19 protein-coding genes are annotated in these 26,441 nt (G+C 60.6%); 13 read left to right on the top strand and 6 right to left on the bottom strand.

The window, feature by feature from the left end; translation table 11 throughout:
• Positions 1-366 precede the first annotated feature (366 nt).
• Positions 367-2,631 (top strand): TonB-dependent receptor, encoded by a 2,265-nt coding sequence (locus G442_RS0104340; RefSeq protein WP_456303700.1) that lies wholly within the window; start codon positions 367-369, stop codon positions 2,629-2,631.
• A 340-nt stretch (positions 2,632-2,971) separates the two neighbouring features.
• On the opposite strand, the gene G442_RS0104330 is transcribed toward G442_RS0104340, so the two are convergent.
• The gene (locus tag G442_RS0104330) at positions 2,972-3,580 is read right to left on the bottom strand and encodes a TetR/AcrR family transcriptional regulator (RefSeq protein ID WP_026396998.1); all 609 of its coding nucleotides are present in this window, start codon (positions 3,578-3,580) and stop codon (positions 2,972-2,974) included.
• 74 nt (positions 3,581-3,654) lie between these two features.
• Here G442_RS0104330 and G442_RS0104325 point away from each other — a divergent pair, with 74 nt between their 5' ends.
• The gene (locus G442_RS0104325; RefSeq protein ID WP_026396997.1) at positions 3,655-4,542 is read left to right on the top strand and encodes a Rossmann-fold NAD(P)-binding domain-containing protein; all 888 of its coding nucleotides are present in this window, start codon (positions 3,655-3,657) and stop codon (positions 4,540-4,542) included.
• 245 nt (positions 4,543-4,787) lie between these two features.
• Here the strand turns inward: G442_RS0104325 and G442_RS0104320 are convergent, their stop codons facing one another.
• Positions 4,788-5,939 (bottom strand): L-dopachrome tautomerase-related protein, encoded by a 1,152-nt coding sequence (locus tag G442_RS0104320; protein ID WP_026396996.1) that lies wholly within the window; start codon positions 5,937-5,939, stop codon positions 4,788-4,790.
• 159 nt (positions 5,940-6,098) lie between these two features.
• Entirely contained in the window at positions 6,099-6,863 is a 765-nt protein-coding gene (locus tag G442_RS0104315) for an enoyl-CoA hydratase (RefSeq protein WP_026396995.1), read from the bottom strand.
• A gap of 141 nt (positions 6,864-7,004) precedes the next feature.
• Here G442_RS0104315 and G442_RS0104310 point away from each other — a divergent pair, with 141 nt between their 5' ends.
• Positions 7,005-7,682, top strand: coding sequence for a TetR/AcrR family transcriptional regulator (locus G442_RS0104310; RefSeq protein WP_246789322.1), 678 nt, complete (start codon positions 7,005-7,007; stop codon positions 7,680-7,682).
• Between the two features lie 15 nt (positions 7,683-7,697).
• Here the strand turns inward: G442_RS0104310 and G442_RS0104305 are convergent, their stop codons facing one another.
• Positions 7,698-8,648 carry a LysR family transcriptional regulator gene (locus tag G442_RS0104305; RefSeq protein ID WP_026396993.1) on the bottom strand — a complete coding sequence of 317 codons (951 nt, stop codon included), beginning with the start codon at positions 8,646-8,648 and terminating at the stop codon, positions 7,698-7,700.
• Between the two features lie 210 nt (positions 8,649-8,858).
• Between G442_RS0104305 and G442_RS20845 the strand changes: the two genes are divergently transcribed.
• From G442_RS20845 to G442_RS0104275, 6 genes are all read left to right on the top strand, one after another.
• The gene (locus G442_RS20845) at positions 8,859-11,267 is read left to right on the top strand and encodes a TonB-dependent receptor (RefSeq protein WP_084440356.1); all 2,409 of its coding nucleotides are present in this window, start codon (positions 8,859-8,861) and stop codon (positions 11,265-11,267) included.
• 41 nt (positions 11,268-11,308) lie between these two features.
• Positions 11,309-12,679, top strand: coding sequence for an MFS transporter (locus G442_RS0104295; protein WP_146882172.1), 1,371 nt, complete (start codon positions 11,309-11,311; stop codon positions 12,677-12,679).
• 28 nt (positions 12,680-12,707) lie between these two features.
• Entirely contained in the window at positions 12,708-13,877 is a 1,170-nt protein-coding gene (locus tag G442_RS0104290; protein WP_026396991.1) for a M20 aminoacylase family protein, read from the top strand.
• 30 nt (positions 13,878-13,907) lie between these two features.
• Positions 13,908-15,341 carry a M20 family metallopeptidase gene (locus G442_RS0104285; RefSeq protein WP_026396990.1) on the top strand — a complete coding sequence of 478 codons (1,434 nt, stop codon included), beginning with the start codon at positions 13,908-13,910 and terminating at the stop codon, positions 15,339-15,341.
• Positions 15,342-15,361: 20 nt separating this feature from the next.
• Positions 15,362-16,531, top strand: coding sequence for a M20 aminoacylase family protein (locus G442_RS0104280; RefSeq protein WP_026396989.1), 1,170 nt, complete (start codon positions 15,362-15,364; stop codon positions 16,529-16,531).
• A gap of 319 nt (positions 16,532-16,850) precedes the next feature.
• Positions 16,851-19,394, top strand: a complete 2,544-nt coding sequence (locus G442_RS0104275) for a TonB-dependent receptor domain-containing protein (protein ID WP_026396988.1) — start codon at positions 16,851-16,853, stop codon at positions 19,392-19,394.
• A 21-nt stretch (positions 19,395-19,415) separates the two neighbouring features.
• Here G442_RS0104275 and G442_RS0104270 read toward each other — a convergent pair whose 3' ends face one another.
• A complete protein-coding gene (locus G442_RS0104270) occupies positions 19,416-20,618 on the bottom strand; it encodes a DUF1501 domain-containing protein (RefSeq protein ID WP_026396987.1) in 1,203 nt (400 codons plus the stop codon).
• An 8-nt stretch (positions 20,619-20,626) separates the two neighbouring features.
• A complete protein-coding gene (locus G442_RS0104265; protein ID WP_246789320.1) occupies positions 20,627-22,030 on the bottom strand; it encodes a DUF1800 domain-containing protein in 1,404 nt (467 codons plus the stop codon).
• 190 nt (positions 22,031-22,220) lie between these two features.
• Between G442_RS0104265 and G442_RS20840 the strand changes: the two genes are divergently transcribed.
• The 4 genes from G442_RS20840 to G442_RS0104240 all read left to right on the top strand — a co-directional run bounded on the left by G442_RS20840 (position 22,221) and on the right by G442_RS0104240 (position 26,288).
• Positions 22,221-23,570 carry an Nramp family divalent metal transporter gene (locus tag G442_RS20840; protein ID WP_371863393.1) on the top strand — a complete coding sequence of 450 codons (1,350 nt, stop codon included), beginning with the start codon at positions 22,221-22,223 and terminating at the stop codon, positions 23,568-23,570.
• A gap of 152 nt (positions 23,571-23,722) precedes the next feature.
• Positions 23,723-24,916, top strand: a complete 1,194-nt coding sequence (locus tag G442_RS0104250) for an aspartate aminotransferase family protein (RefSeq protein ID WP_026396984.1) — start codon at positions 23,723-23,725, stop codon at positions 24,914-24,916.
• Entirely contained in the window at positions 24,913-25,944 is a 1,032-nt protein-coding gene (gene argF, locus G442_RS0104245) for an ornithine carbamoyltransferase (protein WP_084440355.1), read from the top strand. Before G442_RS0104250 ends, argF begins: the two co-directional genes overlap by 4 nt.
• Positions 25,941-26,288, top strand: coding sequence for a hypothetical protein (locus G442_RS0104240; protein WP_035376151.1), 348 nt, complete (start codon positions 25,941-25,943; stop codon positions 26,286-26,288). Before argF ends, G442_RS0104240 begins: the two co-directional genes overlap by 4 nt.
• The last annotated feature ends 153 nt before the right edge of the window (positions 26,289-26,441 follow it).

Genomic DNA, 26,441 nt, shown 5'->3' with positions numbered 1-26,441 from the left:
TGCCGAGGCTGACGATGCGGCTCACCGGCATGGCGGTTTGGAAGTGGCGACTGTGTGGTTTTCGGAAGGCGCTTCGCAAGCGCCGAGTAAACGCTTCGGGAGTCTGGCGTCAGGACAAACCGGATTCACGGCGCGCCTCCTGAAGCGTGATTGCGAAAATGTTCGTGAGCTTTTTCGGTGCGCAAGAATATAGCATATTGCATATTTCGGCGCGACTGCGTTAGAGAAAACCTTCTTCGCGGCGCCCTGTCGGGTTAAAACGTTCTTCACAGGCTATTCCTTATGCTTCCTTCGAAACGAAGAAGATTGCCTACTGACGTACAGAAATATAGCATATGCTATATTTTGAGTGCATCGTTATTCAGCGTGCGTCGACCGTTGGGCGGAATGTGGTTGATCGCCAGTTTGGCTTTCTCCGCCGCAGGAGACGTCTATGCGGCGCCCGGCGCGGAGGGCTCTTCTTTTTCGCCACAAGAGACCGGAGCCAGCCGCCAGCCGCCAATTCGGACCCGCCCGCGGAGTGACGACGGCGACACCAGGGCGTCTACGTCGCTTCAGGCGTCCGCTACGTCGAAACAACTCGGCTCCGAACACATTGACGTCGTCGGTCATCTCAATCGAGAACGCGCTCGTATTTTTCCGGGTCTGGGCGCTGTGGATTATCATATCGACCAACATCAGATCGTGGTCACCCCGGGCGGTCAGAATGCGGCGTTCAACCAGATATTGTTGCGCGTTCCCGGCGTCGTTCTCGACAGTTATGGCGAAGTGCATGTGCGCGGAGAACACGGAGGCCTGACCTATCGGGTCAACGGCGTGCTTTTGCCCGAAGGGTTGAATGGCTTCGGGCAGGAACTGGATACGCGCATGATCGGGTCCGTGGACCTGCTGACCGGCGCGTTGCCTGCGCAGTTCGGATTTCGCACGGCTGGCGTGGTGGACGTTACGGCCAGAAGCGGAGAAAGTCTGAAGCACAACCAAATGTCGTTGTATGGCGGAAGTTACAACACTTTTGTCCCTTCGGTTCAGTTGGGCGGCCAGCACGGAAAGCTGGATTACTTCACGACACTGTCCTTCACGCGCAACAACATCGGCATCGAAAATCCGAGCCCCGCCTTCCGCGCCGTTCATGACGTCACCCGGCAGGAAAAGGCTTTCTCTTACCTTTCGTATCAGATCGACGACGCCAGTCGTGTGAGCCTTCTGAGCAGCGTATCCTATGCGGACTTCGAGATTCCGAATTCGTTCAAAACCTTCGATCAGTCCAGCCCGCGCTATACGACCATCTATGATCTGACTGGCGTCAACACGCTTGATCCTGCCATGAACTGGGCCAATTTGAACGACAGCCAGACGGAGCAAAATTACTACGCCGTTTTGTCCTATCAGCGTACGACCGAGAGGCTGAATTTTCAGGCATCGCCATATTTTCGCTACGGACGGATCGACTACACGCCGGACCGTGATCGTGATCTGATCTACCAAGGCGTCTCGGAACATGAAGTCAACGACTTCGCAACGGGCGGCATGCAGGCGGATTTGTCTTGCGATATCACGAAAAATCACACGATAAGGGCAGGCGTTCTGGGACAATATACGTCTGAACGACTGGACACCAACACGCTGGCGTTTCCTGTCGATGCGACAGGGCGGCAAAGTTCGAGCACTCCGGTGCGGGTGATGGACAACACCGGAAACTGGTCGGTTGAAGCCGGAGCATATATTCAGGACGAGTACAAGATCACGCGAAACCTGACGTTCAATTATGGGCTTCGCTATGACCGCTTTGCGTCGTCTTTCGACACTGAAGGGCAATTGAGCCCGCGGGCGAATCTGGTTTGGAAACCGGCTCCCGGCACAACGTTTCATTTTGGATATTCACGATATTTTGCACCGCCCTCACCGCAATACGTCTACCCTTCGACATTGGCGAAGTTTTCCGGAACGACCAATGCCGCCGCCAACATGACCGATGACGCGACAAAGGTCGAAAAATCCCATTATGTTGACGCGGGTCTTCTGCAGCTCATTACACCGGAGATTCAGGTGACGCTCGACGCCTATGCCAAATGGGCGCATGATCTGACAGATCTCGGGCAATTCGGGCGCGCGGTCGTGCTCGCGCCGTTCAGTTATCGACGCGGCCGTGTTTATGGCGCTGAATTCGGGAGTTCATGGAAACACGGGGCCTGGTCGGCGTTCGGCAATTTCTCATACGTCAAGACGGCGGCGCGGGACATCAACTCGGCGCAGTATCAGTTCGATCCGGAGGAACTGGCCTATATCCGAACGCATGATATCCAGCTTGATCATCAGGGAGAATACGCTGCTACGGCAGGGCTGTCATGGACCGCGAAGCGTGACATGGCGTATATCGACTTTGTCTATGGCTATGGTTTACGCAGCGGTTTCGCCAATCTGAAAAAAGAACCGCAATATGAAGTGTTCAATATTGGCTATCAACACACCTTTTCGAAGGTCATTGTGGGGAAAGATGTAAGAATTCGTGCTGATGTGATGAATCTTTTCGACAAACGCTACCAGCTTCGAGATGGAAGCGGGGTCGGCGTCTATCAGGCCCAGTATGGACAGAGGCGCGGGACGTTTTTCTCCGCCGTTTTTGATTTTTGAGATTTTAACAGAATTGGTCAATTTTGATCAGGTATGCGGGTGACGACCATATTTCGAGGCGAGCAACGGACATCGGGGGAGTGTTGGTCGTGAAAATGTCGCCGTTATCGTAAAGTATTTTTATTTTAAATAAATAAATTAAATGAAAAATTTTCAGATATTTTTCCAATTCCACCGATGCAAATGCTCCGGTTCATCTTGTTCAAGGGGAGGATGCTCCGGCGTCCACCGTGAAGTCCCAACTCATGAAGGTCATCTGGGTGGGGCGCCAGATGCCCGCTATGTTCAGCTGTTGCCCGTCTGACGTGGCTCGGTCGCAACTTCCGATGGAGGGGGCCGCTCATCGTGGCGGCTTGATTCCCTCCCATAGCAAGGTGACCACATTAGCGACATAAATTGCGTCAGCTGTCTTTTCGGAATCTGGATCGCCGCAGATGCGGCTGGAAAAAGCCCGGTTGTGCAGTACGCCAAGCAGGGTCGAAGCGAGCACCTGCGCATCGCTCCGGGCCAGTTTTCCCTGATCCTGCGCCCGTCCGATCCATTCAGTCAGGGCCCTGAAGGCTCGTGCCGGAGCAGACTCCTCAGGATCTTCCTCCGAACACAAGGCGCCCGTCGCAATCCCGCTGGTCTGAAGGACCGTGAAACCAGCGTGCAGATCTTCGAAGAAAGCCGAGATCGTGCAGGCGATTTCGATAATCTGTTCCCTGATTGGCCGGTTGTCGGGACCAGACTCAAGCGTTGCGATCCATTGAATTTCCTTCGGCGCTTCCAGCGCCGCCAACATAAGGCCCTGCTTGGAACCGAAGCGGTTGAAGAGGGTCGTATGACTGACGCCGATTTCTCGTGCGATGTCCGCCGCCGAGATGCTCCCGCCGCGTTCCAAAAAACAGCGCCGCGCGATGGAGAGGATGTGGTCGTCCGGTACTTCTTTGGGGCGTCCGATTTTCATTCCTGATTCCGACTTGACGATTCACCTCCGCATAATATCTTTCTTTCTAGAAAGAAATAAAGAGGCATCCAAATATGAAGCGCAATCCTAACCTGAACTGGCATAAAGTGGACCCCGGCTCCCTGACTGGTCGAAACGCCATCGTGATCGGTGGGACGGGTGGTCTGGGCCGTGCTATCAGCCAGGCGCTGGCAGGACGCGGCGTGGCCGTCACAGTGGTGGGGCAGACGTTCCGCGACAAGGATGTCGCCAATATCGGCTTCGTGCAGGCGGATATCAGCCTGCTGAAGGAGGCGGAGCGTGTCGCGCGTGAGCTGCCGGCAGAACGCAGCGACCTGTTGTTGTTCACGACCGGCATTTTTGCAGCGCCGAAGCGTCAGATGACGGCGGAGGGTATCGAGAGGGACATGGCGGTCAGCTACCTGAATCGTCTGGTGATGCTGCGCGATCTTGCTCCCCGTCTGGGTAAGCAGCGTGGTGAGGATGCGTCACGCGCGCGGGCATTCATCATGGGCTATCCGGGTACCGGTCAGCTGGGCGCGCTGAACGACCTGAATTCTGAGCGGACCTACAAGGTAATGTCCGCGCATATGAATACCGTTGCCGGCAACGAGGCGTTGGTGGTTGACGCCGCTCATCGTTATCCTGATCTCGACGTATTCGGTCTCAACCCGGGTCTGATTAAATCGAGCATCCGCAGTAATCTAATGGGCGCGGACAGCCTGAAGCATAGGATCATGGAATGGCTGATCGGCAAGCTGGCCCCAAGCGCCGACGATTACGCGGCGCGGATTTTACCTTTGTTATTTTCGCCTGATCTTGATCACCGCAGCGGGGCGTTCTTCGACCGCAAGGCGCAGGCTATTCTTCCGTCCAATGGTATGACCGAAGCGTATGCACAGCGCTACGTCGCGGCCTCAGAGATGCTTGCGGCCAGGGCTGGTGTCCGTTTCGCTAAATAATTCGCAGCTGTGACTGCAGGAACGGAAGATCGCCTGTAATTGATCTATCCGCGACCCTGAGGGCAGTGAGCGCCAATCGCGCCGTCATCGCAAGGGGCTCTTACGCCGAGGAAACCCCTTTTCTCGATTAGGTAAATTCAACCCACGCGGTTTCAACCCCCGCAGGTCGGCTCTCCAATCGCCTTCGCGCGATCAAGGGGTTTTCGTAAGGAGTGCTCTGGATCTAATGTCTTCGCCGGAAGCCGTTATTGCGCGGCACGCGGCGCAGGCGTCAGCGGCGTGATGCGGACCAGAATATACGGACGCTCCTGCATGTCGCGACCGTCATGGAACGCGGGCAGGCGCGACCATTGCCCCACTGTCATCCACAGAGAGTTCCCGTCGAGTGCGAGGCCGTCCGGCGCGATCAGGCGCGGGTCCTGCGCTACGATAGACAGCGTTCCGTCGGGGGTGCGGTGCAGGACGGCGTGGCGTTCTATGTCCGTCAGATACAGGGAGCCGTCCGGCGCGGTCGCCATGCCGTCCATGACGCCGACTTCGCCCTCGTCTTTGACGGACGCCTCGATCGCCGCTTCGCTCTGCGTCGGGTCCGCGAGAATCGCAGTCGGGGCGCTGTAGAGCCTGCGCGCTGAAAGAGGCGACCAGTAAAGGCGGCTGGAATCCGCGCTCAGCGTCAGGCCGTCCAGACCGCCCTGCGCCATCGTCGGGTGCTCGGCGTCATAGTGGGCCATACGCCCATCCACTTCCATCACCAGATCTGGATCGGCGTTGACGTAGCGCGTGCCGGAGAGGACGCGCCGTCCGTTGCCGGAGGCCAGGTCGATGACCATCAATGCCGGATGATCGTCGAAAGAGGTGTCGGTGACGAACGCTGTGCCCTGCGCCCCATGCGTAAGGTCGATGCGCACGTCGTTGACATGTGTCTTGGGGGTCGCGACAGGCTCGGTCAGGGCGTATCGGCGAACGATCCGGTTACTCGCCGGGTCGATATGGATCAGCGCGGGATGGGATTTTGCCGTCGAATCCGCACGCAGACCTTCATCGACCAGCCAGAGCTGACCGTTGCCGTCGACGGTCATGCCCAGCGGGGAGACCAGCTTCTTCTGTGCGGCGACGTCGGGAAAGGGCGACAGTTTGCCGTCGCGGTCTGACCAGGTCGCCAGCACGGGGCCGGGGTGCTTCTGCGCGCTGGTCGGAAAGGCGAGGACGAGGCGACGATCCGGCAGCAGGGCGATTCCCGACGGCTGCGCGCGATCAAAACGACCCATGACGGTCACATTGCTGGTTGGCGTAGAGCCGTGATCGACGCTGTCCGCCGCCGCCGCTGCGCCGTAAGCCGTCAGGAGCGCGGCGCACGCAAGGAATGAGTGGCGGGTCGATCTCCAGATACGGCGCATGCTTTTGTTCTTCCTTGATATGTTGGCGAGCCCGTCGCCGGCCAGCCTTTGCTGGGGAGGCTAACGGCGCGGCGCGTCCTGCTGCAAGTCTACGAACGCGCCGGACGGCGGGGCGTTCGACCTTGCGGCGGACGTCGGAAAGCCCCGCGCGCGGGCGATTCAGGAAAAGCGGGAGAAATCCGGCGCGCGTCGTTCAGCGAACGCGGTGAACGCCTCCCGCGCTTCTGGGGAAGTCAGGCGACGGGAGAACTCCTCGGTCTCGGCGTTCATTCGGGCCAGAACTGTCTCGGAATCGCGCATCAGGCGGCGGGTGGCCGCCACTGCTCCGGCCGGCAGAGTGACGAGGCGAGCGGCGATGGCCTCAGCGGCTCCCGTCAGCCCTTCGCGCGACGTGATCCGGTTCGCGAGCCCCCAGGCCAGCGCGTCCTCCGCCCCGACAGTCTCGCCCAGCGCGAGCATCGCGAAGGCCCGTGCATGACCGATCCGGGCGGGGAGGAGAAGGCTCGACGCCGCTTCCGGCACAAGGGCGAGGCTGACGAACGGGGTGCTGAGTCGGATATCGTCCGCGAGGAGCACGTAATCGCAATGCAGCAGCATCGTCGTGCCGACGCCGACCGCATGACCGTGCGCAGCCGCGACCAGAGGCTTCACATTGGTCGCCAGCGCCTCGATGAAGCGCGTGACGTTGCGCAGGCCGCTTCCCGCCGCCATGGCCGCGAATTCTCCCAGGTCGTTGCCGGCGGTGAACGCTTCTCCCTCTCCCCTGATAAGGATCGCGCGCGTCGAGGCGTCGGTCTGCGCGGCGAGCAACGCGTCTGCGAGCACGCCGTACATGGCGTCCGTCAGCGCGTTTTTCTTTTCCGGGCGGTTCATGACGAGCGTGAGCACGCCGTCCGACTTGTGGACTTTGACGAGATCGGTCACGTCGGGTTCTCCATTGCGATGGGCGCCGTCGCGCATATGCCTCGACGCATTCCCGTCCGCCGGATCAGGAAACGCGCCCGTTGTGCGCCGGTTCGCCTTATAGCTGTTGGCAACAGCCGGAGATGGCGGCAAAACAACTTAATGGTAGCGAATTCAGACGAAATGCGCCGCGCCGCTCCGCGCCGCCAGCGCACCGCACGCGAGCACGGTGGAACGGCGCTGGACGCTCCGACGACGGATGACGGGCAGGCGGGGGAGCGACGTCAGGAAATTCTGGAAGTCGCGGCCCAGCTTTTCGCCGAACATGGCTACAGGTCTACGTCTATCCGCGACATTGCCGACCGTGTGGGGATGCTGCCGGGGTCGCTGTATTATCACATACGCTCGAAAGAGGCGTTGTTCGTGGAAATCCACGACAAGGCGCTTGACGCTGCGGCGATCCGGGTACGCGACGCCATCGAACCCCTCGCTGACCCCTGGGATCGCCTGCTGGCGGCGTGTGAGGAGATGGTCGAGATTCAGCTGAATCCGGGATCCCTGACGCTGCCGATCATGAACATCTTCCGTTCGGTTCCACCGGAGGTGAAGGTCGCCCTGCTTCGAAAGCGCGACGAGTTTGAAACAATTTTCCGCCTCATAGTGGAGGACCTGCCTCTTCCGGCGGAGCTGGACCGCAGCATTTACCGCATCCTGTTGTTGCGGCTGCTGAACACGGCCGACGAATGGTATCATGAAGGACGCCTGACGCGTCGCGAGATCGCGGGGCAGATCGTGGCTATTTTCCGCCATGACGCGGCGCGTGGAGAGACGCAAGCCTGACGCGTCGTTGTCGTGTCAGCTCTGCAGCGCCTCCATGGGACGATCGGCGAGGATGGCGTCGAAGACGAAGCGGGCCGACGGAGTCATCCGCGTGTCTGAAAGCCACGCGACGCCCATGGTCATGAACATTTCCGATTGAAAAAATGCGTCGTCGAGCGTGACGGCCAGATTATGCGGATGCGTCAGCATCGAGGCGGGGACGAACATCAGGGCCTCCGCCGCTGCGCCGATTTCCGCCGCTGCGATGGGAGAGTTGACCTCGATGATCCGTCGGGGAAGAGCCAGTCCCCGCGACTTCAGCAGGGAATCGAAACGACCCCGCATCGCCATGCCCTGCACGGGCAACACCCAGATCCTGTTGACGTATTCGGGCCATCGACGCAGCACGTCCGAGAAGCGCAGGTTCTTGTCCTCGTCCACCACGACGCAGAATTCGGTCGTCAGCGGTTCGCAGGCGAAGCGCGGGTGAACGTCGATCTCGTGCAGGTCGATCAGCAGCATGTCCAGCCGGTTCGCCTCCAGCTCCGATAGAAGCGTCGCGCGCATGCCGTATTCGCAGCGGAGAGTCAGGTACGGATGCTCCCGCTTCACCGTGGCGCACCAGTTCGGCAGACGGGTGTGCAGGGCGGGCGCCTGAAAGCCGATGGACACCGTGCCCCGGAGGCTCTTGCCCATGTGCACGATGTCTTCGTTCAGGGCGATCAGCTCGGCGTCGATACGACGGCAGGCGGTCAGTACGCGGGCGCATAGTTCCGTCGGCTCGAGCGCCCCGCCCAAACGCTCGAATAATTTAGCGCCGAGAAGTTCTTCGATTTCTATACAGCTTTTTGATACGGCGGCAGTGGAAACGCCGAGCCGCAGAGCGGCGGCCTTCATGCTGCGGGTCGTATCAAGCGCATGGAGCAGCGTGATGTGACGCAATTTCAAAAAGCGTCTGACGTCAGGGAAATCATTTGCTTTCTGCATGGCGGTCTCCGGTTCTGGTTATCAACCAGATGGTTGACGATGCGCAACAAGATTTCCTTAGGAGAAAACGTTTCGATTGTTTCATAATTTTCAGATCGGAGTTTTCGAGATCGGGGCCAGTGCATGGCGCTGAATTTTCCATACATTTCCAGCAAAAGACGCATTTCGTCACACGCGCAGGCATGAGCGCGAGAAATTAAAGGATATGGAATGATATCTGGGCGTGACGCGACATCGCATAGGCCACACGGCAGGATCGCAGCCCCGAGCGGCAGGGCGCGGCAGGGCCGGATTAGAGTCGGTGCGGCGTCCGCCGTGCTGCTTCCGTTGATCGGGTGTCTGGTTGATGGAGAGGCGAAGGGGGCGCCTCGCTCCCGTCACACCGAAAAAGCGACGCATTCGGGTGCGACTACGGGCGCTCATGGGCTTCCCGCCGCAGCGACTCGTCCTGCGACCCATCCGGCTCACGTCAACGGCGCCGCCGAGACATTAAGCGTAAGTGGCGCACGGCGCGCATTCCACTTTTCCCAGGCGCAGCACGCGGCCGATTCCGCCACGCGCATTACGGCGGAAACATTGGTCCGCCATGGCGTCGTTGGTCTGACGGGACTTCAGAATCTCGCGCCGAACGTGACAATCCAGAGTCTCATGGGAACGGCCAGCACGAATTTCTTTATTCGCGGCGTTGGATTTAACGATTACACCCAGAATAACACGTCATCTATCATGACCTATATCGATGACGTGCCTTTTCCCCTGAGCACCATGGCGTCAGGTATGATGTTCGATATCGCTGACGTGGACATCCAGCCCGGTCCGTCGGGGACGACGCACGGTCTGACGGATTCGGGCGGCGAGGTGAATATCCGGACGGCCGATCCGACAGAGACATGGCACGGAGGCGTGACGCAGGACATTGCGAGTTACGCCCGCAGCCGGACCGATCTCTACATTTCCGGTCCGATCACGGACAAGCTGTCGTTCCGAATAGCCGGACAGACAATGCACGGCGGAGGCTGGCAGTATAGTCCGGCCAACCACACGCATCTTGGCGACGCAAACGAGGGAGCGTTACGCGCCAAGCTGCTCTGGAAACCGGACGAACATACGGAAATCAAACTTACCGGCCACTGGACGCAGGACAATTCGGGGGTCGTCGTCGGCAAGCCCGTTTTGAATTTTCTTCCTGCGGCGCAGTCCATTCCGACGCTGGGCTATCAGCAGGCGAACTGGGATCTGCGCCCCCAGTTCGCGCAACTTATTGGGCGTTCGGCGAATACGATGCCGTCGGAGCACAATACGTTCTGGGGTTTCGATCTGAATATGTCGCACGACTTTGGTTTCGCGACACTGCGCAGCATCAGCGCCTATGAAACGGAGCGTGAGGGTGAGTACACCGATCAGGACGGGACCACCTACGCCAGCGGAGATCAGTATCGTAATATCGTTGCGAACTCTTTCACGCAGGAGGTCAATCTTAAATCAAACGACCACGGCCAGAGACTGCAATGGGTTGTGGGTATGACCTATAACCGGGTCCGCATGTCGCAGCAGTTTTATTTTGATTTTACGGATTACGTGCCGTTGCGCGGATATCTGTCGGAAACTTCCTTCCGGCAGAACCAGCAGACGTTCAACCAGTATGCGTACGTATCTTATCGCCTGCCGTATAGCATCACGCTCTTTGGCGGCATTAACCATGAAGCCGACGACAGACAGCTTCTGGGGCTGCGGACGGTGCATTTCGGCATTAACAATTTGAACTTCAACAACGAAGGCGCAGCAGCCAACCAGTTCGCGGGAACTGTAGGCATCCAATGGCAGGCCGCTAAAAACCTGATGTTCTATTACAAGATGAGCAAGGGCTTTAAACCGGGCGGATTCACGGGAAACAATACCGTTGTACAGGCGCAGTTGACGCCGTTCAGGCCGGAGAGCCTTCTCGCCTACGAAGCCGGTTTCAAGAGTGATATCATTCCGAACGTGTTTCGCCTGAATGCGTCAGCTTTTTATTACGATTACCATAATCAGCAGTATATCAGCTCCTATCTGGTGCCGAGTTATGGGCCGTTGGGCATGTTCGTGAACATTCCCAAATCTGAAATTTGGGGTGTAGAGTTCACCACGAATATACATCCGCTCCCCCATGTGTACCTGATGCAGAACCTCGGCTATGAGCGAGGGAAATATCAGAAATTTCTGGCGCTGAATTCGACCGCCACTAACGCTTATTACACAGCGAACCACGTATGGCAGGGAATTTATACCGATTACGGCGGCGTTGATTCAGGGATCCCGAAACTGACGCTGAACGGTACGGCTGATTATCGCTTCAACCCGCTGCGCCATTACGAACTCGAGACTGGCCTCGACTGGATGTATCGTGGCTCTCAGGCGCTGGTGGCGGGCGGTCTTGGCTCGTACCGTCTCCCCGCGTATTTTCTGATGGGCGCGCATATGACGTTTCATCCCGTCAGTGATCGCTGGTCGGCGACGATCTATGCGTCGAATCTGCTTAACCGGCAGTATTTCGTGGCCGGAGGGCAGGCGACGACGACATATTTCTGGATTCCCGGCGCGCCGCGTTTCATCGGCGGCCGCCTGAGCGCCAATTTTTGATTCCGCTTCTTACGCAGAGAAAAAATCGCAAGGAGGCGTCGATGCTCGGCCAGTTCAAATCCGGCTCCACAACGTCGGACGCCGTCCAGCCCAGCCCGCCGGTCAGCAAGGTCGTATGCCTTGCGGCAGGAAGCATCGGAAATTTTCTCGAATTCTACAACTTCATGGCCTACGCGTTTTTCGCGCCGATGATCGGGCAGGCGTTTTTTCCGGTCAAAGGCGCGCTTATGCAGCTTCTGGCGGCGCTTATCACTTTCGCGGCAGGCTTTCTCGCCCGACCGTTGGGATCGCTGGTGATGGGGTTCTATACGCAGCGGATGGGCGTCGGAAACACGTTGATGGCGACGTTTCTGATGATGGCCGCAGGGTCAGCGCTTCTGGTGGCGACGCCTGATTATGCGACGATCGGCGTGTGGGCGCCTGTGCTGGTGTTGATTTCGCGCCTATTGCACGGGTTTTCGGAGGGCGGGGAGGTAGGTCCGGCCACCGAGTTCATTTATTCATTAAGGGGTGAGCGAGATGCGGGCGCGATGGCGTCCGCGCAAGCGCTGACGCAGTTCATGTCGCAACTGGCAGCTGTGGCGGTGGGCCTTGTTCTGTCAGTGGCTCTCTCGCATGAACAGCTATATGCTTGGGGCTGGCGCGTGCCCTTCGTTCTCGGACTGGTTATCGTTCCATTCGGCCTGTTCTTCCGACGTCTCGCACTAGGCGGGCTGGATCAGACGGCTGCACATCCGGTCATGACAGAACCCTCGCGCGAGCCGTTCCCATGGCTGGTCGTCGCACTGACTTTCTGTGTGATCCTGACGGGAACCGTCACGACCTATCTCCGCGCCTTCGGCGCCAGCTATGCGATCTCCGTGCTGCATCTGTCGCCAACGCTTGGCATGGCGGCGATGTCGATTGGCCTGATAGCGGGGCTAGCAGCGATTGTGACGGGCATCCATCTGCAACGTTCCTGCCGTGCGCGGCCATTGATACTCGGAGTGTCGGGCGCCTATCTCATTGTTATCCTTCCTGTGTATTATTTCTCGGTTCATAGTCCTGGCCTCGTGAGCCTCATCGTGCTCAACGTCGTGACGAACGTCATGCCCGGGCTTTTGTCCGCCGTAAGTTCCGAACTGGTCCTACGCTCCATTCCGGCGGCGCAGCGCAGTTTTGTTTTTGGCGTCGTCTATTCCATAACCGTATCGGTGTTCGGCGGCGCGACGCAGCCCTTCGTGACATGGTTGATTCTCATGACCGGGAACGCCATGGTTCCCGGATATCTTGCGTCGATCGTGATTCCCGTCGCGCCGATCGCGTTGCTCGCCCTGTCGCGCCGTGCGGCGAAGCGCAGCGCGCAGGAGGTGAATGGCGAGGCAGGTCTTCGGAGTTTTGAAGTCCCCGTGTCGGCGTTTTCGGAAGCGTAACCTCTTCCGCGCGCCATAAGGAAACATAATGACTGCATTCGATTTCATGAACCGCAACAGCGCCGAGTTCGACGCTATCCGGCACGATTTGCACGCTCACCCGGAGATCGGGCTTGAAGAGCACAGAACTTCCGCCATCGTGGCGGAAAAGCTCGCCGAATGGGGGATAGAGGTTCATCGAAATATCGGCCGCACCGGTGTTGTCGGCGTGCTGCGTTCAGGCAGCGGCAATCGTTCCGTTGGTTTGCGCGCGGATATGGACGCCCTGCCGATGCAGGAAGAAAATACGGTCGAATATCGCAGCAAGACGCCGGGCATGATGCATGCGTGCGGGCATGACGGTCATACTACGATGTTGCTTGCCGCCGCGAAATATCTTTCGGAGACAAAGAATTTCGACGGGACGGTGAACTTCATCTTTCAGCCGGGGGAGGAAGGCGTGGGCGGCGCCAAGGCTATGCTGGAGGATGGTCTGCTGGAGCGTTTTCCCTCCGACGCGCTGTTCGGAATGCACAACAAGCCGGGTTTGCCGGTTGGCAAGTTCGCGATCCGATCAGGCCCGGCGATGGCCGGGGGCGCGTTCTTCGACATCACGATAAAAGGCAAGGGCGCTCACGGTGCGCGACCTGAGGATGGCATAGACCCTGTCATGATTGCTGGGCAGATGATCACTGCGCTCCAGTCCATCGTCTCGCGCAACATCCCGCCGTCCGAAGTCGCGGTGCTGAGCATCACGAAAATGGCTGGTGGCGACGCATACAACATCATCCCGGATACGGCGACGTTAGGCGGCACCGTGCGCTGCTTCAGTTCTGCCATCATGACGCAGATTCAGGAGCTGATCGAACGCACGATTACGAATGTTGCGGCTGCATTCGGCGCGCGCGCGTCTCTTGATTTTCGTCTGATTTTTGCTCCGACGATCAACGATCCAGAACATGCCGACGCGTTCGCTGGCGCCGCTGAGTCTCTGGTCGGCGAAGCGTCGGTCGATCGCAATACGGAAGCGGCGATGGGGTCGGAAGATTTCAGCTTCATGCTGGAGAAAACGCCGGGCGCCTATATCCTCGTTGGCGGAGGCGAAGGGGCCGCGCCGCATCACCCGCGCTACAACTTCAACGACGCGACGACGCCGTATGGCGCAGCACTTTATGCGACGATTGTGGAAAGAACGCTTCCCGCCAGAGCGGCGGGCTGAACGAAACCGCAATACACAGGGGCAGGTACGATGGAAAATCAGGATCAGATCTGGTCATATGTGGAGCGCAAGGCCGAGCCGATGATCGGTCTCAGCGACGCCGTGTGGGATGTTCCGGAATTGAATTACGGCGAATTCGCATCCTGCGCCCTGCATAAAAACGCCCTTGAAGCTCAGGGTTTTCGCGTCACGACAAATGTCGGCGGCTTGCCGACGGCGGTCATGGGAGAGGCCGGGGTGGGTGGTCCGGTGATCGCCATTCTGGGCGAGTATGACGCGTTACCGGGGTTGAGTCAGGCCGCCGGAGAGGCCACGCACAGGCCTTTGCCGGGCGATGGCAGTGGGCATGGATGCGGCCATAACCTTCTCGGCTCGGCGGCGCTGCTCGCCGCGACTGCGGTGAAGGATTGGCTTGCCGAAACCGGGGCTCCCGGCCGGGTCCGGTATTACGGGTGTCCGGCCGAAGAAGGCGGCGCGGGGAAAGGGTTTATGGTGCGGGAAGGCGTGTTCGACGATGTGGACATCGCCATCACCTGGCATCCGGCGCATTTCGCGGGCGTGTTTCCCGCGGCGTCGCTCGCCAACCAGATCATCGACTTCACGTTCACCGGACGCGCGTCCCATGCAGCCGCCGCGCCGCATCTGGGACGTTCCGCTCTGGATGCGGCGGAACTGATGAATATCGGCGTGAATTATATGCGCGAGCATATGCTGCCCAGCTCGCGCATTCACTACGCCTATCAGGACGTTGGCGGCGTGGCGCCGAACGTCGTGCAGTCGCGGACGGTGATCCGCTACACCGTCCGTGCGACCGAACTCGACGAGCTGCTGCGTCTGACCGCGCGCGTCAGAAAAATTGCCGACGGCGCGGCGTTGATGACAGAGACGACGGTCAGCAGCGCGGTGCTGAGCGGCATGGCCAATCTCCTTGGCAACGCCACCCTCGAACATGTTCTGCAGGCCAATCTCGAACGTCTGGGGCCGCCGCAGTTTGACGAGGCGGATCGCGCGTTCGCCCAATCCATCCGTGAAAGTCTGACGCCTGAAGATATTGCGGCTCCGTTCGTTGCGGCTTGTCTTTCCATAGATCCGGAAAAGCCGCTGTGTGATGCGATCCTGCCTTATCGCAGCGACAGCTTCCGTACGATGATGGGTTCGACCGATGTTGGAGACGTCAGCTGGGTTGTGCCGACGGCGCAGGCGCTGGGCGCGACCTGTGCGATTGGAACGCCGTTTCACACATGGCAGATGACGGCGCAGGGGAAATCGCCTCTCGCGCACAAGGGCATGGTGCATGTGGCCAAAGCGATGGCCGGTACGGCGATCGATGTATTGCGCGACGAAACGCTGCTTGCCAGAGTGAAGCGGGAGCATGCGGAGAAAATCGCAAAGACGCCGTATGTCAGCCCGATACCGCCTGACGTGCAGCCGCCTCTCGTCGTCAGGGCTGTGCAGGCCGCCTGAATTCTACTGGAGTGCCCTTGATGTCCGAAGCCCTTGCCGAAATTTCAGCGCGTTTCGAAGAATTCGCCGCCATCCGCCGCGATATTCACGCGCACCCGGAGCTGGGGCTGGTCGAGCACCGGACGTCGGCTCTCGTGGCGGAGCGTCTGGAGGCCTGGGGGATCGAGGTGCACCGCGGCGTAGGCGGCACGGGCGTAGTCGGCGTGCTGCGGTCCGGCAATGGAGAGGGCTCCGTAGGCTTGCGCGCAGATATGGACGCGCTGCCCATTTTCGAAGCTTCGGGAGCGGCGTGGAGCAGCCAGACGCCGGGTCTGATGCACGCGTGCGGCCATGACGGCCATACGACCATGTTGCTTGCGGCCGCGCGGCAACTGGCGGAAACGCGGCGTTTCAACGGCACCGTGAATTTCATCTTCCAGCCGGGTGAAGAGGGATGTGGCGGCGCGCTCGCCATGCTTAACGACGGTCTGTTCGAACGTTTCCCCTGCGACGCCATCTATGGTTTGCACAATCAGCCAGGTCTCGATGTCGGCAGGTATCGCATGACGCCTGGCCCGGCCATGGCCGGGGGCGGCTTTTTCGACGCCACGTTGACCGGCGTCGGCGCTCACGCGGCGAGGCCGGAAGCGGGAGTCGATCCCGTCGTCGCGGTATGTCAGCTCGTCACGGCGTTGCAGACCATCGTGTCGCGTACGATATCGCCCAGTAATCCCGTGGTCTTCAGTGTCACCAAGATTTCCGGTGGAGAGGCGCATAACGTCATTCCGCAGACAGCGTCGTTTGGCGGCACTTTTCGGGCAATGAACTGGGCGACGCTTGATCTGGTGCGGGAACGTCTGGAGCACATGACGCAGGCGTTGGCTGCAGGCTTCGGCACGACGGCGGAAATCACGTTTGGGGAAATGTTCGCCCCGATGATCAACAACCCCGAGCGAACGGCTTTCGCCGCCGATACGGCGCGCGCAATCGTGGGCGCGGACGCCGTAGAGGGAAGTGCGCCGTTCGTCCTGGGCTCCGAGGACTTCGCGTTCATGCTGGAGAAAGTGCCTGGCGCGTTCGTCAGGGTGGGTAACGGGGCGACGGCGGGTCTGCATCACCCTGCCTACGATTTCAACGACGAAACGATTCCTTATGGCGCCGCGCTGCTCGTCGAACTGACGGAGCGTTCGCTGATGCGCGCCGCCTGCTGAAAGCGGTTTCGGCGAGGCCTTTTGCCTTTGTTGCGAAAACGGCACGTCTAGCCTCTCTCGCCGGACGAAATGCTCCCGCGGGCGGGGTGTTCCGTTTTCTGGCGTCTGTTATTTGTGTCGGAAACAATGACGGTTTTGGCATTTGGGCAACATTGAGCCTGCGTCGCTCAAACCGTTGTTTGTGGGAGATTGACAGCCCGTAACGAATACGTAATCTCGAAATCGCAACGATATGGACGGCCGGCGTTTGAGCGCGTGCAGCCCTGATTTTGGTTCGTCATGTCGTGATTCTCGTTTTTTCGATGGGGCTGTTCTGACTATGACCATAACTCCGCTGACGCGCCGCGCCCGCCGTTCCAGATTTTTTCTACTGTTGGGAACGGCGATAGCGGGGGTAGCGGCCATGGAGTCAGCGGCGTTGGCCGCTCCGTCCGATGCAGGACAGGCGACTCATGGCAAGGCGTCGGCGCACAAGAAGCACGCCTCTCACGCGGTCGCCGCGCAAGGCGGTTCTCCCGTTGCCCCGGCTCCAGCGCGCCGCGCCGCTGCGCATAAGCGTGCAACCTCGATGACCAGTCATGATCAGGAAGCGATTGAAGTTCGCACCGATCGCGTGCGCAGTCACAGTGCGGAAGTCGCCGTAACACGCAAGACCATGGATCATTTCGTTGCGGGCACGAACCCGATGCAGGTGCTGGCGCAAACCACGCCGGGCGCAGTCTTCGCGTCAACGGACGCGTTCGGCCTCGACACATACGGCAACACACTGTACGTGCGCGGCTTCAGCCAGATGCAGATCGGGGCGACGCTGGACGGCATTCCGCTCGGGACGCAAGGTTTCGCCAACTATAACGGCGTGTCGATTACTCAGGCCATGATTCAGGACGACATCGGGGGAATGACGATGTCGCAGGGCGCCGGAGCCCTTGACTCTTTCTCGGCTCAAAATCTTGGCGGCGCCATGACTTATGTGTCGTCCGATCCGGCGGATAAGGCCGGCGGCAAAGTCAGCCAGACCTTCGGCAGTTACAACGCATATCGCACGTATGCCCGTGTAGACAGTGGCGTTCTCAACTCCACGGGAACGAAATTTTACGCGTCTTTCGCGCGCACAAACACCGATATGTGGAAAGGTCAGGGCTACCAGAGCGAAATTCAGGCCGATGCGAAAGTCGTTCAGCCGCTGGGCGACAAGGGAAAAGTCACTGCGTTTTTTGGTTACGGTAACTTTACGCAGGGCAACTACCTGACGATGACTAAAAACATGTGGGAGAAGATGGGGCGTTATTCGACCTATCTGAAACCCGATTACACGAAGGCCAAGCTGTGGGCGTATTACGCGCAGTACACCAGCGAAGTGCCTCCCGGCTATGAAGGCGTTCTGTCGAACGACGAAATCGGCGATTACGCATGGGACGCGTCCCAGGTTCAGCGCACGTATCTTTCGTCGATCAACACGCATTATGATCTGTTCAAGAACGTGACGTCAGACACTGTCATCTATGGCAACGTGAGCAGCGATATCCACGGCGGCACGAACAATTTTGTGACGTCGCCCAGCTACGGAGCCGTCACGCTTCAACCCGATGGCACCGTGACTGGCGTCCCTATGGCGCTGCAGATGGCGCACGCTTTTATGCGTCGTCTCGGGTTCACGCAGAAATTCTCTTACGAAGCGCCGCACCACAACCACATCGAAGCCGGTGTGTGGTACGAGAATAATCACTGGATCTACAATCAGCGCCTCTACGAAGACGGTCTCAACGAAGCCCACAACTGGAATTCGGATTTCAAGGCGGGGACCGGGCATACGTGGTTTAACGACACATACAATACAAATACGTTCCAGTTCTTCCTGCAGGATCGCTGGACGATCATTCCGGGCATGACCCTGCTCGCCGGTTTCAAGTCGCTCACGCAGACGACGCATGGCGGCACAAAGGATGATTACACATCTGAACTCGATGCAGAGGGTTGGAACACCTATTACCGTCACGCCGCCAACGGCACATTGACGTCCTCGGGTGCGTTCTTGCCGCACTTCAATTTTGATTATCACTTTCTTGACCATCACGAATTTTATATCGACATCGCAGAAAACCTCCGCGCGTACGACTATTATTCCCAGACGCAATCCGGCACGGCGTGGGGCGGTCTCGGCAACTCCACGATCTCGGCGCAGACGGTGTTTAACGAGAACAAGAAAGTCCTCCGGCCTGAGCGGACCTGGAACTACGTCGTCGGATACCGCTACGATTCCCGGTTCTTCTCAGGGTCGGTCGATTATTATCACACGGACTACTACAATCGTCTGGCGACCATTACGGAAGGCAGTTCAGCGACAGCGAACAGCGCCTACATGAACGTCGGGCGTGAATCCATGGACGGCGTCGACGTCATGGCGACGATCAGGCCGGTGCGCGGACTTGAGATTACCAACAGCTTCAGCTGGAACGACGCGCAGTATCTGACCCATTCAATCAATTACGGTGGGCAGAGCTACGACATTCATGGAAAACATCAGGTTTACTACCCAAAATTCACGTACAAGGCGAATCTGAACTACACGTGGCGCGGAGCGATGTTCAACTTCAACGTCAATTACATCGGCTCGCGTCCGATGACCTACATGAATGACGAATACATCCCCGCCTACTGGCTCGCGACGACCAGCTTCGCCTACGACTTCGGCAAGATCGGCTTTGCGAACAATATCAAGGCGTCTTTCGGCATTACAAACCTGTTCAACAAAAACTACATCAGCAGCGCCTATGGCGCGGCGTCGGTGTCCGGCGATGACAACGCTAACCTTTTTGTCGGGGCGCCTCGTGAGTTTTACGGCACGATCGCAGCGTCCTTCTAAAGGAGGCCTGCGTCCACGTGCTTAAACCTTCACCAGGCCATTCTCCGGCGCCACGGCAGGGCCGGGGAACACGTTCGTCAACGCCGAGGGGCTGAGCCGCAGATGGTCGCGCAGCACGCCGCTCGCGACCGCCCGAAGGTCCGAGGTCGGCGCTAGGTCGCGGTTCTCGAACAGTTGCGCCGCCTGTAACCCCGGCCACGTCCCGGCTACACGCCCGCCCGCAACCGCGCCGCCGAGCAAAAACGCCGCCGTCGCGGTGCCGTGATCGGTGCCTCCGGTGCCGTTCATGCGAACGGTGCGGCCGAATTCTGTCATCACCAGAACCACTGTGCGATCCCACGTCCGACCAAGGGCCAGACGCATGGCGTCCATGCCCATATCCAGCTGCCGCATGGGACCTGCGAGGCGTCCTTTCTGAGCGGCATGCGTGTCCCATCCGCCCATTTCAAGCGCTGCGACGCGTGGTCCTCTTTGGTCAGCGAGCATGCGTCCTGCCGCGTCCGCGAGAATTGCGAACGCGCCGGGTTTCTGTCCGCCGGGGGCAGGCGGAGGCGCGTCTCCGGCCAGCACCTTGGCGGAAAAACCAAGGGCGGTCAGGCCGTTGCGAAAGGCGGGTCCTGTGACGGGGTCTTTCGCATTCAGCGCAGCGATCTGAGTGTAGAGGTCTGCGTCCGGTCGTCGACCGCCCTCGGGCGCGTAGCTGGCGACAGTGGTCGGACCGCGCAGCAACAGCGGGACCGAAAGCCCGAGGGAAAGCCCAGCGCCTTCCGCGCCATGCCTGTTTTTCGGAAGGGCGGAGACCGCGCGGTTCAGCCAACCACTGCTGAGCCTCTGGTCGGCGCCGCTTTCCATGTAGTCCTGCGCCTCGAAATGCGAGCGGCTGCGGTAATGGCCGGCCACGGCATGAAAAGGCAACATCTGGCCGGCGGCGTAGAGGCGCTGCATCCCCGAAAGGGAGGGGTGCAACCCGAAGAAACCGCCAAGGTCGAGCAGCCCGCCGTCCCTGCCGGGCTCCGGCGGCAACAGGTCTCGGCGCAGCGCCGTAAGCGAGGGGTCGCCATACGGCGTCACCGCCGCCATGCCGTCCAGCGCGCCACGCAAAATGACGACGACCAGACGCGGGTCGTCGTCGCCGTCCGGCGTCCCGGCGAGCGCGAGGGAGGACCGGCCCAGAGCCCAGCTTGCGGCGAGGCCGAGCAGGGCGGACCGGCGACGGATCAGCAGGGAATGCCTCAACATGTCTGGCGCCTCTGAAATTCGGGTGACGAGAACAGCAGGGTCAACCCGGCCTGACGGGAGCCCGCGTGGAGGATCGCCTCGATGGTGGCGGGCCGCAGGGCGGGGCCGAGGGTTGCGTGTGCGATGTCGAGGGGATTTCCCTCATGTACGCCCGCCGAAATGCGATAAGCCCAGTCTGCGCGAGCCATCATGTCGGCGGGCGCCGACCAGTCGGCGGCGCGGTCGCTCCAGCCATTGGGCAGGGGCGCCGTCCACAGCGGCTGTCCCAGCGCGCCCAGCGCCCCGGCGAGCGTGTGCGCGGGAGAGTGGGGCGCATCGGGAGATGGGCGTGGTCCAGCCCGGTCGAGCGCCCGCATCGCGGCCACGGCGAAATCCATCGGCGTACGGAACTTGTCGGTCCGTTCCCCGACGGAGCGCCTGCGGGGGGCGTGACGCAGTTCGATCAGCGCCAGAGCGGCCGCGCCCAGATCGCCCTGTGTATCGTGCAGCGCGGCCGCCACATGGGCGACGTCCGCAGGCGGCGGTGCATCCGAGACGAAATGCCCCACCAGCTTCGTGGCGAGGTGACGATATGTCGTCGGATGGGTCGCCAGAAATTGCAACGCCGCGACGCCGCCTTCCTCTCCTTCGGGAAAGGTTCGTCCCAGAATGGTTTTTTCGCCAGGTTCGTGCGCGTTGGCTCGAAACTGAAACCCCGGACGCTCGGCGTTCATGTTCACCGTCCAGCCGGTCAGGACCGCGGCGAACGCGGTCACGTCCGCCTGAGTGTACCCGGCCTGCGGCGAGACTGTGTGCAGTTCCAGACATTCCCGCGCGAGGTTCTCATTGAGGCCGCGATGGGCTTTTAGCCCGACTGGGCTGGAAGGGCCCGTCGAGGATGTGTTGTCGAGATACATGAGCATGGCCGGATGACGCATCACAGCCAGAGTCATGTCCGAAAAACGCGCGGTGACATTGGGGCGGATCGCCTCGCGCATGTAGGCGCCGATCACGGCGCGCGTATCGCCCTGACGCAGGCTGACGGTAAAGTGGTTGAACCAGAACCAGGCGAGCCTCTCCCGGAAAGGTTGTTCCGAAACCAGAAGTTGTTCCATCTGGGCTGCGACTTCAGCCTGAAAGACGGGTTTGACCAGAGAGTTGTCCCGGATTTTTTCGCTGCGCTGCGTGCGCAGGGCGATCAGACCGTCGGCGCTTTCGCCAAGGCCGGTGAAGATCGCGGCATCCGGTGTGAGCGTCTGCGCGCGGAGCCACGTTACAGGCGTGTCCGGTAGTGGCTCGTCGCCACGCCGCCCCCAGCCAAATCCCGTTATGGCGCTGGATTCTTCCATGATGAGTTCTCCGCGCTCGCGTCGTCGTTCCCGACCCTTGGGCGCAAACGTGGCGAGATGACGGCGCATGCGCCCGTCCGGTTGTCACGCTTGGGAGACTGCATTCCATTTCGCAGCAGCCGATGATGCGGATCGCCAGCGCCGCTCGCGCTGCCGGGGGCGGCGCATATGGAGCTTTGACGCGACGCAAAAATATAGCATGCTGCATAAAGTGCGGAGTCGGGCGTGGACAAGCCGGGCTCCTGCGGAGAAGTCACACGTGCTGAAGCTTTGGTCGACGCCGTCATCCCCTGACGGTTCTCGCGTCAGTCTGGAAGAACGGAGCCTGTCCACGCTGTTCGGCAGCGTCGGCGTTCCGTCTGGCGGCGCGTCCGCCTTTCGTCGTTTCCTCGCCTTTGTCGGGCCGGGCTATCTGGTGTCGGTCGGGTATATGGACCCAGGCAACTGGGCTACCGACCTGCAGGGCGGCGCGAGGTTCGGCTATCAGCTGCTCAGCGTAATTTTGCTCTCCAACATCATGGCGGTGATCCTGCAGGCGCTGTCAGCGCGGCTGGGCATAGCGACCGACCGTGATCTGGCGCAGTCGTGCCGCGATTACTTTCCGCGTCCGATCAATCTTCTGCTGTGGCTCGCGTGCGAGCTGGCGATTATCGCCTGCGATCTGGCCGAGGTGATCGGTGCGGCCATCGCCCTGCAGCTTCTTTTCGGTCTGCCGCTGCTTGCCGGGGCTCTCGTCTCGGCTCTCGACGCCTTTCTGGTGCTGGGGTTGATGGGGCGGGGGTTTCGGTATCTGGAGGCGATGATCATCGCGCTTCTGATGGTGATCGCCCTGTGTTTCGCTGTGCAGCTTGTCGCCGCCGCGCCTCCGGTCGCAGCCGTCGTGCGCGGTTTCATCCCGACGACGCAGATCGTGACAGACCCGAAGATGCTGTACATCGCGATCGGCATTATCGGCGCGACGGTCATGCCGCATAACCTCTATCTGCACTCGTCGATCGTTCAGACCCGCGCTTATGAGCGGACTCCCTCTGGTCGGCGGGAAGCGCTTCGCTGGGCGACGCTGGACAGCACTATCGCCCTGACGCTCGCGCTGTTCGTCAACGCAGCCATCCTGATCGTCGCGGCGGCCGCGTTTCATGGCGGTCCGCACAGCGACGTAGCGGAACTGGAAGACGCGTTCAGGCTGCTTTCGCCGGTTCTGGGCATGGGGATTGCCTCCACCCTGTTCGCGGTGGCGCTGCTCGCGGCGGGCACGAATTCGACCATCACCGGCACGCTTGCAGGGCAGATCGTCATGGAGGGCTTCGTGCAGTTGCGTATGCCGCCGTGGGCGCGACGCCTGTTGACACGCGGGCTCGCCATCGTGCCGGTCATCGTCGCCACCGTCCTGTTCGGCGACCGGAGCGTCGGCAAGCTGCTGATGTTCAGTCAGGTCGTGCTGTCCATGCAGTTGCCCTTCGCCGTCATCCCACTGGTCTGGTTCGTCGCTGACCGGAAACGTATGGGGACGTTCGCAATCTCGCTGGGTTATGCGGCGGTGGCCTGGATCGTGGCGGCGATCATTCTCGTGCTTAATCTGGAGCTGCTTTACAGTTCATTCGCCGGATAACTGTGCGAGAAAAGCGGTCTTCGAGAGCGACGGAGTTTGACTTCCGAGCCGTCGCGCCGTCATCATAGATATGAAATGAGCCGCCCGACTGCTTTCGGCAGCGGGCTGTTTTCGTTTCATCCGTTTAACGTAAGACAGAAGCGTAAAATTCGATGATTCCCGCCCTGATGCCGACCTACAACCGCGCCGACCTCGCTTTTGAGCGGGGCGAAGGCGCCTGGCTGTACGCGACGGACGGGCGACGATTTCTCGATTTCGCAGCGGGCATAGCCACCTGCTCTCTGGGGCACGCCAACCCGCACCTGGTCGCCGCCATCACCGGGCAGGCGGCGCAGGTGATGCATGTCTCGAACCTGTTTCGTGTTCCGCAGGCTGAGCGCCTGGCTGAGCGTCTGGTCGCCAATTCCTTTGCCGACAGCGTCTTTTTTTGCAACTCGGGCGCAGAGGCGAACGAAGGCATGGTGAAAGCCATCCGCCGCGCGCAAGCGAAATCCGGCCACCCGGAGCGTACGCGTATCCTCTGCTTCGACGGGGCTTTCCACGGGCGTACGCTCGGCATGCTCTCCGCCACCGGCAATGCGACCTATCTAGACGGGTTCGGAGAGCGCGCGCCCGGCTTCGATCATGTGCCGCTGAACAACATGAACGCCGTGCGCGACGCCATCACGCCGGAGACTGCGGGTATCATGCTGGAGCCGATTCAGGGCGAAAGCGGAATCAGAGCGGCGGACCGTCGTTTCCTGACCGAACTGCGGGCTGCGTGTGACGAGTTCGGACTTTTCCTCGGCTTTGATGAGGTTCAGACCGGCATGGGTCGCACCGGACGTCTGTTCGCCCATGAATGGGCGGGCGTGACGCCGGATGTCATGTCCAGCGCCAAGGGGCTTGGCGGCGGCTTTCCGATTGGCGCGATTCTGGCGACGGAGGAGGTGGCGCGTCACCTCGTCGCCGGGTCGCATGGCACGACGTTCGGCGGCAATCCACTGGCCTGCGCTGCGGGCAACGCTGTTCTTGACGTGCTGCTGGCTCCCGGATTTCTGGATCAGGTCAATGACCGGGCGGCGCTTCTCGGTCGTTTGCTGGACGACGTCGTACGCGACTTTCCCGAGGTGTTCTCGGAGCGGCGCGGCATGGGTCTGCTGATCGGGCTGCGTTGCGTTCCGAAGGTCGGCGAGGTGCAGGCTGCGGCGCGTGACGCAGGTCTGCTGGTTGTTACAGCGGGCGACAATGTTCTGCGCCTGACGCCGCCATTGGTGATCACCGAGGCGGATTGTGAGGAAGCGGCGGCGCGTCTGCGGCAAGCGGCGACGGCGGTCCGTTCGACAGTTCTGGAGGCGGCGCAATGAGCGCCGCTTCAACCGCAGCAGCGGTATGGGGCGGCGCGACCGTGGAGGTCGCGTCCGAGCCACCGAAACTTTCGGGGCCGCGTCACTTCCTCGAGTTGCGTGATCTGGACGGCGCTACGCTGCGACAGATTCTTGACGTCGCGTCAGGGGTCAAGCGGATGCAGCGTAACCGCGCGCGTCCTCTGCACCCGGCTGCGCCGCTGGCCGGGCGCAGCGTCGGTCTGCTGCTGTCCAAGCCATCCACGCGGACGCGTGTGTCGTTCGAAGTCGGCGTGCGTCAACTGGGTGGAGAGGTCGTCGTGCTGTCTGCGTCAGAGACGCAGCTCGGACGCGGCGAGTCAGTGCCCGACACCGCGCGCGTGCTGTCGCGCTTCCTCGACGCCATCGTGCTGCGAACCGGCCGCGCCGCGGCCCTGCGCGAGCTGGCGCAATGGAGCAGCGTTCCGGTCATCAACGGCCTGACGCCTGCGTCGCATCCGGTGCAGATCCTCGCCGACGTCATGACGTTTGAGGAACATCGCGGACCGATCGCCGGTCGTACTTTGGCGTGGGTGGGCGACGGCAACAACGTCGCGACCTCGCTGATCGAGGCCGCCGTGCGCTTTGGCTTCACATTGCGTCTTGCGACGCCCGCCCAGCTTCCGCCGAACAAGGATGTCGTCGCCTGGGCGCTTGAGCAGGGTGGGGCGATACATGTCACCTGCGACCCGCGAGAGGCGGTTGACGGCGCCGACTGTGTGCTGACCGATACGTGGGTCAGCATGTCGGACGAAGACGCCGCTGAACGGATCGCTTTGCTGGAGCCGTATCGCGTTGATCGCGCGCTGATGGCCTGTGCTGCGCCTGACGCCCTTTTCATGCACTGCCTGCCTGCCCATATCGGGGATGAAGTGACCGAAGAGGTGTTCGAAAGCCCCCGATCGGTTGTGTTTGACGAGGCCGAGAACCGGCTGCACGCTCAGAAAGGCCTGTTGATCTGGTCTCTCTGCGGCGAGAACTGGACCCGCTTCGGCGAGGAGGAGAAGTGACGGGCGAACGGAAAGGCGCGCTGGGAAGCGGTCCGGAAGATGGGCCGCTGCGACCGTCCGCCACGGAGGACGTGTCCGCCGGACCGGGATGGCTGGAACCGGAAATCGACAAGGCGTTTGCGATGCTTGGTCTGCCTGCCGAGGCGTTGCGCCCGCTGAAAGATTCCTACATCGGCTGCCTCGCCAATACGACCGGGCCTGTCGATCTGGACGTCGCGCACGACGCCTGCCGCAAAGGGCTGCTGCGTGCGTTGAAGGCTGGTTTTACGTTGTCGCCGGAGGCGCTTATGGCGTTCGAGCAGTCTCTTGAGGCCGTCGAGGCGGACCTGACCTCCTCGCTTTGAGCAGTTGAGCTGGGGCCGGGTTCCGGCGGATCGTCGGCAGTCGCTGCGGCCAGCCTGCAGCGAGGACGATGGGGATCGCCTCGTCCAGCCGTTATGCGGCGGCCTCTCATCGAAAAGGCTCGCTGATAACCAGCCTTCTGCGCGGTTTCTGCA

Source organism: Acetobacter nitrogenifigens DSM 23921 = NBRC 105050, assembly GCF_000429165.1.
GTDB lineage: Bacteria > Pseudomonadota > Alphaproteobacteria > Acetobacterales > Acetobacteraceae > Acetobacter > Acetobacter nitrogenifigens.
Note: the sequence above shows the minus strand (reverse complement) of the source record. Positions and strands in the feature narration are given on the sequence as shown.